Raw genomic sequence first — 14,264 nt, 5'->3', positions numbered from 1 at the left:
TGCCTCGGGTTCGCTCGGGGTCGGATGGTGGCATTGGGCAGGGCGGGGGCGGGGAGCCGTTCCCCGTCGTAGCCCTCGACGGCGCCGAAGCGGTCGGAGCCGGCCTGCCAGTCGGCGCGGGCCCGGACGATGTCGTCGTGGTCGCGGCCGATGAAGTTCCACCACATGACGATCTCCTCCCCGAAGGGCGGCCCGCCGAGCAGGACCGTCCGGGCGGCCTCGTCGGAGTCGTTGGTCAGCGTGACGGCGTCGTGTCCGGTGTCGAGACAGCCCAGCTCCGCCGGGCCCAGCGGCGTGTCGGCCAGCCGGACGTGCCCCTCGTCCACGAGGAGGCCGTGCTCGAATCCGGGGTCCACGGCGAGGGTGAGTGTCGCGCGTGGCCCGAGGACGAGTTCGGCGCCGAGCAGCGGTGTGAAGGTCCGCACCGGGGAGGCGACCCCGGCGAGCGATCCCAGGAAGACCCTGATCTCGGCCCCGTCCCGGTGCGCCGGTTCGGGAACGTGGTGCTGGAAGTCCCGTCCGGCGTTCCGGTGTGCCTCGGGCAGCGCCACCCACAGCTGCACGCCGTGCAGGACCGTGGTCCGCGCCGTGGAGACCTCCGAATGGGCGATGCCGTAGCCGCCGGTCATGAGGTTCAGCTCGCCGGGCCGGACCATCGCGTGGTTGCCCAGGCTGTCGCGGTGCTCGACCTCGCCGTTGAACAGCCAGCTGACCGTCTGCAGCCCGGTGTGCGGATGCGGTGCGACGTCCATGCCGCCGCTGTCGGCGACGTTGTCGGGGCCGTAGTGGTCGGCGAAGCACCAGGCCCCGATGAGCGTCCGGGCCCGCTGTGGCAACGTGCGCCGCACGGTCATCGCCCGCGGGCCGCCCAGCGGCACCTCCCGCGGGGCCAGCACCTCCACCGGCGGCACCCGCCGGTCCGATCCCTCCCGCCCGCCGTCCTCCGTCGCCCCGCAGCGCAGTGCCTCCGGCGCGGTCTCGCCGTTGCTCATCTCGCCACCTCTCACAGCCCACAGCCCCATATGATTTCACCTTCAACCATCACGTTCCGTCTGCCATGCCCGAAGGAATGCGCCGAAGAGGGAATGTGCTGAGGAGGGCATGCGAGTGAGCGACACGACCACGGGTTCCGCGGCCGAGCGGGTCTACGTCGACAAGCAGAGCCCCGAGCCCTATCGCGCCCTGCGGGCAACCTCGGAGGCGGCCCGCGCGGCCGCCGCCGACGCGGGCCTGGACCGCGTGCTGGTGGAACTGGTCAACCTGCGCGTCTCGCAGCTCAACGGCTGCGCGTTCTGCCTCGACGTGCACACCGGGGCGGCGCTGCGGGCCGGCGAGACCACGCAGCGCCTCGGCGTGCTGGCCGCCTGGCGGCACACGGAGCTGTTCACGGCGCGGGAGCGCGCGGCCCTCGCCCTGGCTGAGGCCACCACCCGGCCGGCGGACGACGCCGCCCAGGACGCCGCCTACGCCGCCGCCCGCCAGGTGCTCGACGACGACGAGATCTCCGCGACGATCTGGGTGGCGATCGCCATCAACGCCTTCAACCGGGTCTCCGTCATGAGCAGGCATCCGGTGCGCGGGATCGCCGAGCAGCGCACGCGGTGACCCGGGCCGCCGCCCGCGGCCGCCCGGGGCCTCAGCCCCGGGCGGTCACCGCGGGCACGTCCGCGCGCGGCGCCTCGGCTCCGGCGGTCGCCTCCGGCGGCCGGCCGCCCTCGCTCAGGCCGACCCTGGCGTGCAGGCGCCGCAGCGGGGCCGGGGCCCACCAGTTGGCGCGGCCCGCCAGGCGCATGGTGGCGGGCAGCAGCACCATCCGGACGAGGGTGGCGTCGGCGAGGATGACCAGCGCGGTGCCGACGCCGAGTTCCTTGAGGAACACGACGCCGCTGGTGGCGTAGGTGGCGAAGGCGAGGACGAGGATGCCGGCGGCGGCCGTGATCAGCGGCGCCGTGCGGCGGATACCGGCGGCCACCGCCGCCTCGGTGTCGCCGGTGCGGTCGTGCTCCTCCTTGATGCGGGAGAGCAGGAACACCTCGTAGTCCATCGACAGGCCGTAGGTGACGCAGAACATCAGCATCGGGATGCTGGGCTCGATGGAGCCGGCGGGGGTGAAGCCGAGGAACCCGGAGAGGTGGCCCTCCTGGAAGATCCACACCAGGGCCCCGAACATGACGCCGAGGCTGAGCAGGTTGAGGACGGTCGCCTTGAGCGGCAGCAGGACGCTGCCGGTGAGCAGGAACAGCAGCACGCCGGTGGCCAGCAGGATCAGGCCGGCCACGAGGGGCACGCGCTGCACCAGCGTGGCCCGGAAGTCGGTGGTCTCGGCCGGGTAGCCGCCGACCAGGGCGGGGTAGGGCGCGTCGACGCCGCGGACGTCGGCGACCAGGCCCGGCACGTCTCCCGCCATGGCCTCCTGGGTGGGCACCACGGTGATGCCCGCGCCGCCGTCGGCGGCGGTCAGCGCGGCCGCGTCGGTGCCGGGCGGTTCCGTCAGCCGCCCGTCGCGGTGGGTGCCGGCCGTGGAGACCACGTGGAAGACGCCCGGCACGCGGGAGAGGTCCGCGGCGTAGGCGGCGGCCTCCGACGCGGGGACGGCGGTGCCGGGTTCGGAGACGACGAACAGGCTGTCGGTGGGCTCGGCCGCGAAGTGGTCGCGAACCGTCTCCGCCGCGATCCGGCTGGAGGCGTCGGCGGGCAGGGTGCGCTGGTCGGGCAGCCCGAAGCGCAGCCCGAGCACCGGGGAGGCGGCCAGCAGCAGCACCGCGAGCGCGGCGAGGCCGGTGACCAGTGGGCGGCGCATCACCGCCCGGGCGGTGCGGTCCCAGAACGCGGCGCCGCGGGTGGCCGATCCGGGACGCACGACCCGGTGGCCCCAGCGGGCGAGGGCGGCGGGCAGCACGACGACGGAACCGGTGACGGCGGTGAGCACGACCAGGACGCCGGCGTAGGCGAAGGAGCTCAGGAAGAAGAACGGGAAGACCAGCAGCGTGGCCAGCGACACGGCCACGGTCAGGCCGCTGAACACGACGGTGCGGCCGGCGGCGGCGACGGCCGCGGGCACGGCCTCGTCGAGGGACCGCCCGGCGGCGTGCTCCTCGCGGAAGCGGTTGATGAGGAACAGGCAGTAGTCGATGCCCAGGCCCAGGCCCAGCACCAGGGCGAGGTTGGCGGCGAACGCGGAGACCGGGGTGAACTGGGCGATCAGGCGGAGCCCGGCCAGGGTGCCGAGAACCGAGAACAGGCCGACGCCGACGGTGAGCAGGGCGGCCACGGTGCGCCGGTAGACGAGGACGAGCAGCAGCAGGACGGCGGGCAGGATGATGGCCTCGGCGCGCAGGAAGTCGGTCGCGGCCTGCTCGCCGACCTGCCGCGAGATCTCCTCCTGGCCGCCCACCGCGACGGTGATCTCGGGGGTGGTGCGGGTCAGCTCGGGCGAGAGCGTTTCCAGTTCGCCGCGGGTGTCGGTGGCGCTGCCCTCCAGCCGCGCCAGGACCAGGGCGCGGTCCCCGTCCGCGGCGCGCAGCGCGGCGCCGCGGCCGTCCCAGTACGAGGTGACGTCCGTGACCATCGGGTGGTTGGCCAGCTCGGCGGCGAGGGCGGTTCCGGCGGCGGCGGTGCGCCGGCTGTCGACGTCGCCGTCGGCGGCGGTGACCAGCAGCGCCAGGTTGGGGTTGCCGGTGCCGTACTCCTCCCGCAGGATCTCCTGGACGCGTACCGACTCGGTGCCGGGGGAGTCCCAGCGGGCCAGGTCCAGGTCGTCCTGGACGCCAGCCCCGTAGCCGCCCGCGAGCATCAGGAGGGCGAGGGCGGCCAGGAGCACCGCCGTGCCGCGCCGCACCGCCATCCGCCCGATCCGGGTCAGCGGGCCTCCTCCGTCCGGCTGGCCGGGGGCCGTCCGGTGCGTCTCCTCCTGGTGCGCCATGACCGTGCTTTCTGCCGAAGGGGTGTGGCGGCCCACGCTGCCGAAGCCCGCTGACCGTCCGCTGGAACATCCGCTGGAACGTCCGCTGGAAGATCCGCTGGAACGCGCCCCGGCGGCTACGCTCGACGTATGTCGAAGGGGCTGCGTTTCGAGCTGTGTGGGCCGCTGCGGGCGTTGCGGGCCGGCGCGGAGGTGCCACTGGGGCCGCCGCGGCAGCGGTCGGTGCTCGCGGTGCTGCTGTTGCAGGACGGGCGGCCGATGTCCTACGGCGGCCTGGTGGACGCCGTGTGGGGGGAGGAGCCGCCGGCTCACGTGCGCAACCTGGTGCAGAAGTACGTCTCGGGTCTGCGGCGCGCGTTCGCCGCCGGCGGCGACGGGTCGGCGCCGCCCGAACTGGCCTGGACCGGCAGCGGGTACCGGCTCGGCGGGGCCAGGATCGACGATCTGGCGGAGCGGCGCGCGCTGCTGCGGGAGGCGCTGGCCTGCCGGGACGCCGGAGACCTGCGCGCGGCCGGCCGGCTGGCCGCGCGCGCGGAGGCGGTGTGGCGCGGGGAGTTCGCCGAAGGGCTGGCCGGTCCCTATCTGGAGGCGGAGCGGCGCCGGTACGCCGAGAAGCGGCTGATGGTGCAGGAGGCGCGGCTGGAGGCCGACCTCGAGCTGGGGCGGTATCCGGAGTGCGTGCACGAGTTGGTCCGCGAGGTGGCCGCGCACCCGTTGCGGGAACGGCTGGTGTGGCTGCTGATGCTGGCGCTGTACCGCGGCGGGCGGTCCTCGGACGCGCTGCTCGCGTACGAGGACGCCCGGCGGCGGATCGCGGAGCGGATGGGGTCGGACCCGGGCCCCGCGCTGCGCACGCTGCACGAGCGGATCCTGCGCCAGGACCCGGCGCTGCTCCCTCAGCCCGTCCTGGTGTCCTGACCGGTCGCCCAGGGACGCAGCTTCTCCGGATTGCGCACCGACCAGATGTGCCTGATCCGGTCGCCGACGATGTCGAAGGCCAGCACCGCCACGGTGAGGTCGCCGTGCCGGACGAGGAGTCCCGGCTGCCCGTTGACGGTCCGTTCCAGGACCGTCAGGCGGGGCGCCGCGTGGGCGATGGCGAGGTAGGCCTGGGCGACCTGTTCGCTGCCGTGGACGGGACGCGGGAGGGTGTCGGCGACGCCGCCGCCGTCGCCGATGGCGCTGGCGTCGGGGTCGAGGAGGCCGACCAGGGCGTCGATGTCCTTGGCCTGCCACGCCTGTCTGAAGGCACGGACCACGTCGGCCTGTTGGGCGGTCGGCGGGACCGCCGTCGGCTGCTCCGCGCGGATCCGGCGGCGGGCGGCCGAGGCGAGCTGGCGACAGGCCGCCGGGGTGCGGCCGACGATCTCGGCGACCTCGTTGAAGGTGTAGCGGAAGACGTCGTGCAGGACGAACGCGACGCGCTGGGCCGGGGTCATCGACTCGAGCACGACGAGGAAGGCCATGGTGATCGACTCGTCGAGGGTGACCCGGTCGGCCGGGTCCGCGGTGGCGGCGCTCGGCCGTGCGGTGCTCCAGTCGGGATGGTCGGGCAGCGGTTCGGGGATCCACGCGCCGACGTAGCGCTCGCGGCGGGCCCGGGCCGAGCCGAGGATGTTGAGGCAGATGCGGCTGGCGACCGTGGTCAGCCAGCCGCCGGGGGCGTTGATGGCCTCCCGCTGGTGTCCGGGCAGGGCGTACCAGCGGGCGTAGGTCTCCTGCACCACGTCCTCGGCCTCGGCCAGCGAGCCGAGCATCCGGTAGGCGAGCCCGGTCAGATGGCGCCGCTCGTGCATGATCGCGCTCAGGCCCGGATCGGTCCTGTCCTCCGCCGGCACCGGCCGGTCCGCCTGGTGTGGCTGGGTGGTCATGGTGTCGCCCAACTCCCTCGGTCGCCTACGCCCTCATCCGTTCGACAGGGCAGCACCCGGAACTGTGACGTTGGCGCGTCGCCTCACACCGCGAGGGGGTGACTGGTCGAAGGGGGAGAACCCAGGGAGGGACCCGATGAACGACTTTCAGGCCATCGCCGACCGCATCGAGATCGAGGCGCTGCGCGGGGAGTTCACCGACGCGGTGATGATGCGCGACCGCGCCCGCCTCGCGGCGCTGTTCACGCCGAACGGCGTGCTGCGGATGCCCGACGTCCCCGTCGAGATGCTCGGCCGCGAGGAGATCAGGACCGGGGGTGAGCGGCTGCAGAGCCAGTGGGACTTCTTCGTGCAGACCACGCATCCGGGGACGCTCCGGCTCGACGGCGACACCGCGACCGGACGCACCTACATACAGGAGCTGGGCCGCGCCCTCGACGGCCGGCAGGGACTGATCTACGCCATCTACCACGACCGTTACCAACGCACCGAGGAGGGCTGGAGGTTCGCCCAGCGGGTCTTCGAGATCAGGTATCTCGACACCAGCCCGCTGGCCGGCTCGGCGCCGTCGAACGCCGGGGGCGCGCCCGCTCAGCTGCCGCCCGGGGTCGAGGACACGGCGGACGCTCCGCGGTGACCGGGCCCGCGCCGCGGCGGGGCGGTCATCGGGCGTCGGCGCCCGTGCTCTCGACCAGGCTCCTCGGCCGCAGGTCGGTCCAGTTCTTCTCGACGTGGTCGAGGCACGCCTGCCGGGTGTCCTCGCCGTGCACGGTCCGCCAACCGGCCGGAACGTCCGCGAAGGAGGGCCACAGGGAGTGCTGGCCCTCGTCGTTGACCAGCACCAGATAGACGCCGTCCTCGTCGTCGAACGGGTTGGTCATGTCCGCCTCCTCAGCCAAAAATTTAGGTGAGGCTAACCTAAGTGGCGAGGGGGTGCAAGGGGGATCGAAGCCCGCTGCTCAGGCCACCGGGGCGCCGGCGACGAGGCGGCGCCCCGGCGCGTCGGGCCCGGAAGGGCAGAATGACCCGGGTGAACGAACCAGGACATTCCCGGCCTCTCGCCGGGCAGACCGCGTACGACGAGAGCGCGCGGTCCCCGCTGTGGCTGTTCCTGAAGACCGAGACCGGCGGCGCCGCGGTCCTGCTGGCCGCGGCGCTCGCCGCGATCGTCTGGTCCAACGTCGATCCGGGGTCGTACGCGGAGTTCTGGCACACCGACGTGTCGATCCACGTCGGCGCCGAACGCGTGGCCCTGGACCTGCGGGGGTGGGTGAACAGCGGGCTGATGACGCTTTTCTTCTTCGTCGTCGGACTGGAGACCCGCCGCGAGTTCGACATGGGCGAGCTGCGCGAACGCCGGCGGGTGGTGCCGCTGCTCGCGGCCGGGCTGAGCGGGATGCTCTGCCCGGTGGCGATCTATCTGCTGGTCAACGCGGGGGAGTCCACCGTGTCCGGCTGGGGTGCCGCGATGTCCACGGACACGGCGTTCGCGCTGGGCATGCTCGCGCTGCTCGGCTCCCGGTTTCCCACCGGACTGCGGACGTTCCTGCTCACCGTGACCGTGGTCGACGACTTCGTGGCGCTGGGCGTGATCACCGTCGTCTACAGCGAGGACGTCGACCTCCCGGCGCTGCTGACCGGGCTCGGCATCTTCGCGGTGGTGCTGCTCGTGCGCGCCGCCGACGTGCGCTGGGGCGTGGTGTACTGGGCGCTGGGCACGGCCGTGTGGGTGGCGCTGCACGCCTCCGGCGTCGAGCCGATCGTCGTCGGCCTGGCGATGGGGCTGCTCACCTACGCCTACCCGGCCACCCGCGGGGATCTGGAGCGCGCCAGCGACCTGTTCCGTCTGTTCCGCGAGCAGCCGACGCCGGAGTACGAGCGTTCCGTCCGGCTCGGCATCGCCTCGGCGCTCTCGCCCAACGACCGGCTGCTGCGGACCTACCACCCCTGGTCCAGCTACCTGATCGTGCCGCTCTTCGCCCTGGCCAACGCCGGGGTCGAGCTCAGCGGTGCGCAGCTGGCCCGGGCGTTCACCTCGCCGGTCACGCTGGGCATCCTGGGCGGCTTCGTGCTGGGCAAGCCGTTCGGCATCCTGGCCGCGTCGTGGCTGACCACGCGCATCAGCCGGGGCCGGCTGCGCCCGCCGGTCGGGTGGGGCTCGATCCTCGCCTCGGGCTGCATGGCCGGCGTCGGCTTCACCGTGTCGCTGCTCATCGCGACGCTGGCCCTGGGCGGCGACCGGCTGGAGGAGGCGAAGATCGGCATCCTCAGCGCCGTCGCCGGCTCCGTCGTCACCTCCCTCGTGGTGACCCGCCTGATCCACGGGTTGCCGCGGCCGCGGAAGGTCAGGGCGCTGCTGGGCACGGCGGAGACCATCGTGGACCTGGCGGTGCCGGTGGACGGCGGGCGCGACCACGTGCGCGGCCCGGCGGACGCCCCGGTGACGCTGGTCGAGTACGGCGACTTCGAGTGCCCCTACTGCGGGCAGGCGGAGCCGGCGGTCCGCCAGCTGCTCGCCGAGGTCGGGGACCTGCGCTACGTCTGGCGGCACCTGCCGCTCAACGACGTCCACCCCAACGCCCAGCTCGCCGCCGAGGCCTCCGTCGCCGCGGCCGAACAGGGCGCGTTCTGGGAGATGCACGATCTGCTGCTGGAGCACCAGGGCGCGCTGCGGACCAGGGATCTCCTGACGTACGCCGGGCGGCTCGGCCTCGACGTCGAACGGTTCCGCCACGAGCTGCGGGAGCGGACCTGGACCGCTCGGGTGGCCGAGGACGTGGAGTCGGCGGACCTCAGCGGCGTGTCGGGGACCCCGACGTTCTTCGTCAACGGACGCCGGCACCGCGGCGCGTACGACATCCAGACCCTCTCCACCGCCGTCCGCGCGGCGCGGGAACGGGCGCGGCTGGGGCCGTGACGCCGGTGACGGTCCCGGGCGGGGCTGCCCCGCCCGGGACGCTTCGGCGGTCGGGGAGTGGTCAACGGGTGCTCAGGGGGTGTTCCACTTCTGGTTGGCCGCGCCGGTGCAGGTCCAGATCTGGAGCCGGGCGCCGTTGGCGGAGTTGCCGTCGGTGACGTCGAGGCACTTGTCGGCCTGCGGGTTGACGACGTCGTGGGCGGAGCTCACGGCCCACCGCTGGTTCGCGCTGCCGTAGCAGTCCCACAACTGGAGCGGGGAGCCGTCCGCGGTGCCGTTGTCCACCACGTCCAGGCACTTGCCGAGCGCCCGGACGGTGCCGTCGGCGGCGAAGGTCCACTGCTGGGCCGCGGTGCCGTTGCAGTCGTAGAGCTGGACGGGCGTGCCGTTGGCGCTGCTGGCGCCGGCGACGTCGACGCACTTGCCCGCCAGGCCGGTGATCGGGCCGGTGCGTCCGGAGGTGTCGCCGGTGCTGACGCGGACGTAGTCGACGGTCATGGTCTGGGGGAAGACCGTGCTGCCGTCGGGATAGCCGGGCCAGTAGCCGCCGACGGCGAGGTTGAGGATCAGGAAGAAGGGCTTGTTGAAGACCCAGGGGTCGCCGCCGAGGTCGGCCGCGGTGCGGGTCTGGTAGGCCTGGCCGTCGACGGACCAGGTGATGGAGGTGGGGGTCCAGTCGATGGCGAAGGTGTGGAACGCGTCGGCGAAGGCCTGCCCGCCGGGGAGGTTGTAGGCCGCGCCGATGCCCTCGGCGCCGGAGTAGCCGGGGCCGTGGAGGGTGCCGTGGACGGTGCTCGGCTCGCGGCCGATGTTCTCCATGACGTCGATCTCGCCGCTGGCGGGCCAGCCGACGGAGCCGATGTCGTTGCCGAGCATCCAGAACGCCGGCCAGATGCCCTGGCCGCGCGGGATCCTGATGCGGGCCTCGACGTGTCCGTACTGCGCGGTGAAGCGTCCCGCGGTGTTCAGCCGGGCCGAGGTGTACTGGCATGTGCCGTACCAGCACTGGTAGTTGGCCGGGTTGCCCGCGCGCGCCGTGATGACGAGGTTGCCCTGGCCGTCCAGTGCGGCGTTGGCGGTGCCCGGGGTGTAGTACTGGTGCTCGGCGTTGCTGGGATTGTCACCGGTCTCGGTCTGCCAGCGGCCGCTGTTCACCGGCGAGCCGGCGGGGCCGTCGAAGGTGTCCTCGAACACGACGGCCATGGGCACGTCGGCGGCCTCGCCCGAGGCCGGTGCGGGAACCGGAGCGGAAGGGGACGTCGCGGGCGCGGCCGCGGCTCCTGCCTGGAGCAGCGTGCCGCCCAGGACGAGCACGGCCGCGGCGGCGAACAGGCGCCTGCCGCGGCGGCGCGGGGGTCTTCTTCTCTTCATGTACACGACATAACAGCTGGTTTAGACCAGTGCAAGGTCAACGGACGCCCGCGCCGGTTCCGGAACTCGCCGGACTCCGGGGCTCGGGCCGCGGTCACGGCGCCTCGCTCCGGAGCCAGGCGATCTGCTCGGGCGACAGGTCGATCTCCGTGGCCCGGAAGCTCACCCGCGACTCCTCCAGCGTCTTCGGTCCGTACAGGGCGAACGTCGGGAAGGGCTGGTGCAGCACATAGGCCATCGCGATGGCCGAGGGCGAGACCCCGAGATCGCGGGCCAGCTTCTCGGCCCGCCGCTTCCGCTCGAAGTTCTCCGGACCGTAGAAGCACCGCACCAGCGTGGCGTCCGTCCGGTCCGTGGGATCGGCCCGGCTGAAGAAGTTGCGGGACCTGGCGGACCAGGCGAGCAGCGGGAGCTGCCGTTCGGTCAGCCAGCGGATCGACTCCGGGTCACACGCGTCCAGGCAGCCGGGCCACGGCAACGCGTTCGGCTCGGCGAGGCCGAAGTAGTTGCTGAGCACCGAGAAGCCGCGCCTGCCGTTGGCCCGCGCCCAGGCGTTGGCCTCGTCCACCCGGCGGATCGACCAGTTCGAACCGCCGAAGATCCGCACCAGGCCGGCGTCCGCGTGCTGGTTGAGGACGTCCACGAACTCGCCGGCCGGCACCTCCTTGTTGTCGCGGTGCAGCAGGTAGACGTCCAGGTGGCCCGTTCCCTGCCGCTCCAGCGACTCGACGAGCTGCCTGCTCAGCCCTTCCGGGTTGCAGTTCGGGGTGTGCGCGCCCTTCCCGATCACCACCAGGTCGTCCCGGATGCCGCGGTTGGCGATCCACCTGCCCAGCCGGCGTTCGGCCCGACCGTCGAGATAGAAGTGGGCGGTGTCGAACACGTTGCCGCCGAGCGTGACGTAGTGGTCGAACAGCGCGGACGCGGTGGCGAGGTCGGGCTGGTGGTCGCATCCCATGACGATCCGGGAGAGGGGCTTGTCCAGCCCGTCGATCCGGCCGACCCGGCTGGCCCGGCCGTCGCGGCCCGCGCCGCCGACCGGCGCCGGGACCCGCAGCGGCAGCGCGGACACCGTCCCTAGCGTCGCGTCCTCCCGTTCGAACGGATAGCGGACCCCGACCGCCGCCCGCCACCGGTCGAGCGCGGCGGCGTTGCCCAGGGAGTCCGCGTTGCTCAGCTGCTCCGGCTCCGGGCCGTGGACGCTCGCGGCGAAGGCGTCCATCTGCAGGGCGTACGCCCCCGACGCGGGGAACGTCCGCTGCTCCGGCAGGTGTCCGACGCGGCGGACGACGACCCGAGGGCGCGTCGAGAGCGCCCACGGGTCGAGCAGCTCGATCGTGCCCCTCGACCCGACGATCTGCACGGTGTTGTTGTCGACCATCCGCACGCCCGTCCGCAGGGACGCCGTCACCCCGTTGTCGAAACGCAGCTGGGCGGTGGCCCACTCGTCGACACCGCCGTCGCTGAGGCTCCCGTCGCCGGTGAGGCCCACCGGGTCCAGGAAGTCGACCCCCGCGGCGGCGCCCGCGACGGCGCGCGCCAGCGACAGCGGATAGCAGCCGACGTCGAGGATCCCGCCGCCCGCGAGGTGCGGGTCGAACAGCCGCCCGTCGAGCCCGCCGGCATCCGGAATGACCAGGTCGGCGGTCACGATGGTGGGCGCCTTCGGGTCGCTGGGCACGTAGAACGCGAAGCCCGCGTCGACGTGCCGCACCTCCCCGATCGCACCGGCGCGCACCAGCTCCAGGACCGCGGCCAGCTGCGGGTGGAACCGGAACATCATCGCCTCGACCAGGCGGACTCCGGCGTGCCGGGCCGCGTCCACGACGGTCATCGCCTGGGCGTGGTTCACGACCAACGGCTTCTCGCACAGCACGTGCTTGCCGGCGGCGATCGCCCGCAGGGTGAGCTCGGCGTGTGTGGTGTGGACGGTCGCGATGTAGACCGCGTCCACCTGGTCGGAGGCGATCACCTCGTCCTCGGTGCCGCAGACCAGGCCCTCCGGGCACAGGTCGGCGACCTCGTTTCCGAGTGCCCGCGCCGCGTCGGGATCTCGGTCGCCGATCGCCCGCAGCTCGCACCGCCGGCTGTCCGGCACCTGCCGCAGGAACCGCCGGGCCATGTTTCCTGATCCGATGATCGCCAGGCGTAGCGTGGTCGGGGCCGCCTCCTGTGTGTTCGTGATCATGTCCGCTCCTCGAATGGTCGTGCGCGACAGCGTGGGGAAGGGAGGGATGGGACGTCGGGATCGAGCCGTCCGGGACTACGTCACGGCCAGTTCGGCCCAGGCCGACTCGCCGTCGTGCCGGGTCACCAGCATCGCGAGACGCGACGCGCCCCGGCGCGCGAGCTCGCTCGCGAACACGCCGTCCGGGCGCCGGTCGAGCGCCACGATCTCCGGCGGGGAGCCGGGGAACACGATCTCGACCCGGGCGGCGTCGGCGTCCTCCCACCGGACCGAGACGCGGCCCGCCGCCCGCACGGCGGTCCCGTGCCGTTCCGCACGCGGTGGGTCCGCGACGCGCTCGGGCAGCGAGGTGCCCAGCGCGGTGGCCGGGACCTCGCCGCGCCGGCAGGCGCCGAACAGCAGGAGGAAGCGTTCCGCCACGGCGTCCCAGGTGAAGCGGCGCGCCACCGCCACCGCCCGCGCGCGGAGGGCCGACACCCGCGCGGGATCCGTCTCCATCAGCCGCACCAGGCGGCGCAGGCCCGCGTGCACCTCCTCGACGAGCAGCGGGTCGTCGACGCGGAAGGAGCGCCGGACCGCGAGCCCGGCGGCGTCCGGCGACGCGAGGTCGAAGGCGTGCCGGAAATGCGCCATCCCGCGCTGCGCCGTGGCCACCGGGATCGTGCCCGCCGCCATGGCCTCGCCCATCGCCATCAGGAAGGTGTCCAGTTCGAACTTCGAGGGGAACACCGACAGGTCGCTCGCGAGCGCCCAGTCCATCAGCTCGGCCGTGGTCCCCGCCTCGGTCCTGACCCGGACGAGATCCGGATGCCGGGACGTCAGGTCGGCGAGGTCCGCGTCGTCGAGCGGTCGTCCGGTCAGGCAGCGCAGGAGCACGTTGCAGCGCACCCCGTCGTCGAGCAGCCGCCCGACGGCCCGGAACACCTCCTTCTGGCCCTTGTGCTGCAGCGCGTAGCGCCCGTTGTGATAGATGGTCGGCAGGTCGGGGTCCAGGCCCAGCCCGCGCAGCGTGCGCCGGCGCCGGTCGTCGCTCCGCTCGGCGGCCAGCCACTCGTCGCCGATGGCGCAACCGCACACGACCAGGCGGTCCCGGTACCTGCGCAGCTCGTGCGCGACGGCGAGTTCCCCGAAGAGCTGCTCGAACGGGGTGCCGCCCTGGGTGAGCAGGTGCCGCAGCTGGCCCTCGGAGAGGAAGTCCATCGCCGCGACCGAGCGGAGCACCACCGCGAGCATGCTGATGTGATCTGCCGCCGGCGCCGCCGAGTCCGAGGTCGCGTCGGCGTAGAGCGCGGTGCGCGGCAGGTACGCGCGCATCGCCCGGTGCAGCGGGGAGTCCAGCGGCGGGTCGACGAGTCCGTCGGTCACCGAGGCGTCGGCGCCCAGCTGGTCGAGCACCGCCCGCACCTCGGGCGCGTACACCTTCTGGTTGACCGGATGGTTCGTCTGCACCGTGGACACCACGGTGAGCCCGCGGCCCGCGAGCGCGGCTGGTAGGAGGTAGTGATACCGGGGTTCGTGGAGGTGCACCACCGTCCCCGGGGGCTCCCGGTCCGTCAGGTAGCGGGCGGCGGCGAACTGGAAGGCCAGCGGCTTCAGGAAGGCGAGGTCCTCGCCCTCGAGGTCCGCCGGGGGGAGGCGGGTGTCCGGGAACAGGTCGAGCAGACCGCCGCTCAGGAAAACGATCGGGATCCCGTCCACCGTGATCCGCGAGGCCCGGACGGAGAGGCGGAGGCGGACCGTTTCTGGGTGCCCGGGCCAGACGCGGGGATCCAGCCGGATCGGCACCTCCTCGTCGATCTTCCACGGCAGGTCCTCGACCGGGTGCGTCGCCGCCAGGGACGGCAGCAGGCCGTGCGCGGGCGTGACCGCGCTGACGTCGTGCCCGGCGTCCCGGAACTTCCGGACCAGGTTCCAGAGATAGACCGACGTCCCCGCCCGGACGAGGCGGTCGTCGAAGCCGGTGAAGTCGTGGTAGCACTCGACGATCCGCACCGG

The 14,264-nt window shown here is 73.3% G+C and carries 10 protein-coding genes and 1 pseudogene; 4 read left to right on the top strand and 7 right to left on the bottom strand.

Translation table 11 applies throughout. The features are described 5' to 3' along the window. Positions 1 to 2: 2 nt before the first annotated feature. Positions 3 to 992 (bottom strand): annotated as a pseudogene (locus tag ABGB06_RS14955) (pirin family protein); the annotation flags it as partial. A gap of 109 nt (positions 993 to 1,101) precedes the next feature. On the opposite strand from ABGB06_RS14955, the gene ABGB06_RS14950 reads away from it, so the two are divergent. Further along, a complete protein-coding gene (locus ABGB06_RS14950) occupies positions 1,102 to 1,605 on the top strand; it encodes a carboxymuconolactone decarboxylase family protein (RefSeq protein WP_347589322.1) in 504 nt (167 codons plus the stop codon). Between the two features lie 31 nt (positions 1,606 to 1,636). Here the strand turns inward: ABGB06_RS14950 and ABGB06_RS14945 are convergent, their stop codons facing one another. Further along, positions 1,637 to 3,922, bottom strand: a complete 2,286-nt coding sequence (locus tag ABGB06_RS14945; RefSeq protein ID WP_347589320.1) for an MMPL family transporter — start codon at positions 3,920 to 3,922, stop codon at positions 1,637 to 1,639. A gap of 129 nt (positions 3,923 to 4,051) precedes the next feature. Here ABGB06_RS14945 and ABGB06_RS14940 point away from each other — a divergent pair, with 129 nt between their 5' ends. Continuing rightward, entirely contained in the window at positions 4,052 to 4,840 is a 789-nt protein-coding gene (locus ABGB06_RS14940; RefSeq protein ID WP_347589318.1) for an AfsR/SARP family transcriptional regulator, read from the top strand. On the opposite strand, the gene sigJ is transcribed toward ABGB06_RS14940, so the two are convergent. Next, positions 4,819 to 5,793, bottom strand: coding sequence for an RNA polymerase sigma factor SigJ (gene sigJ / locus ABGB06_RS14935; protein ID WP_347589316.1), 975 nt, complete (start codon positions 5,791 to 5,793; stop codon positions 4,819 to 4,821). The two genes, ABGB06_RS14940 and sigJ, sit on opposite strands and share 22 nt — an antisense overlap. Before the next feature lie 136 nt (positions 5,794 to 5,929). On the opposite strand from sigJ, the gene ABGB06_RS14930 reads away from it, so the two are divergent. Next, positions 5,930 to 6,430 (top strand): nuclear transport factor 2 family protein, encoded by a 501-nt coding sequence (locus ABGB06_RS14930; protein ID WP_347589314.1) that lies wholly within the window; start codon positions 5,930 to 5,932, stop codon positions 6,428 to 6,430. 25 nt (positions 6,431 to 6,455) lie between these two features. Here the strand turns inward: ABGB06_RS14930 and ABGB06_RS14925 are convergent, their stop codons facing one another. After that, positions 6,456 to 6,674 (bottom strand): MbtH family protein, encoded by a 219-nt coding sequence (locus ABGB06_RS14925; RefSeq protein ID WP_347589312.1) that lies wholly within the window; start codon positions 6,672 to 6,674, stop codon positions 6,456 to 6,458. A gap of 140 nt (positions 6,675 to 6,814) precedes the next feature. On the opposite strand from ABGB06_RS14925, the gene nhaA reads away from it, so the two are divergent. Next, positions 6,815 to 8,710, top strand: a complete 1,896-nt coding sequence (nhaA, locus tag ABGB06_RS14920; protein WP_347589310.1) for a Na+/H+ antiporter NhaA — start codon at positions 6,815 to 6,817, stop codon at positions 8,708 to 8,710. Between the two features lie 72 nt (positions 8,711 to 8,782). On the opposite strand, the gene ABGB06_RS14915 is transcribed toward nhaA, so the two are convergent. From ABGB06_RS14915 to ABGB06_RS14905, 3 genes are all read right to left on the bottom strand, one after another. Continuing rightward, complete coding sequence (locus ABGB06_RS14915) at positions 8,783 to 10,081, bottom strand: family 16 glycosylhydrolase (protein ID WP_347589308.1); 1,299 nt, start codon at positions 10,079 to 10,081, stop codon at positions 8,783 to 8,785. Between the two features lie 94 nt (positions 10,082 to 10,175). Next, the gene (locus tag ABGB06_RS14910; RefSeq protein WP_347589306.1) at positions 10,176 to 12,269 is read right to left on the bottom strand and encodes an aldo/keto reductase; all 2,094 of its coding nucleotides are present in this window, start codon (positions 12,267 to 12,269) and stop codon (positions 10,176 to 10,178) included. 75 nt (positions 12,270 to 12,344) lie between these two features. Further along, positions 12,345 to 14,261 (bottom strand): glycosyltransferase, encoded by a 1,917-nt coding sequence (locus ABGB06_RS14905; protein WP_347589304.1) that lies wholly within the window; start codon positions 14,259 to 14,261, stop codon positions 12,345 to 12,347. Positions 14,262 to 14,264: the final 3 nt, after the last annotated feature.

The organism is Streptomyces sp. B6B3 (genome assembly GCF_039871525.1).
In the GTDB taxonomy this organism is placed as follows: Bacteria; Actinomycetota; Actinomycetes; order Streptomycetales; family Streptomycetaceae; genus Streptomyces.
The sequence above is the reverse complement of the archived record's forward strand: the minus strand, read 5'-3'. Positions and strand labels throughout refer to the sequence as shown.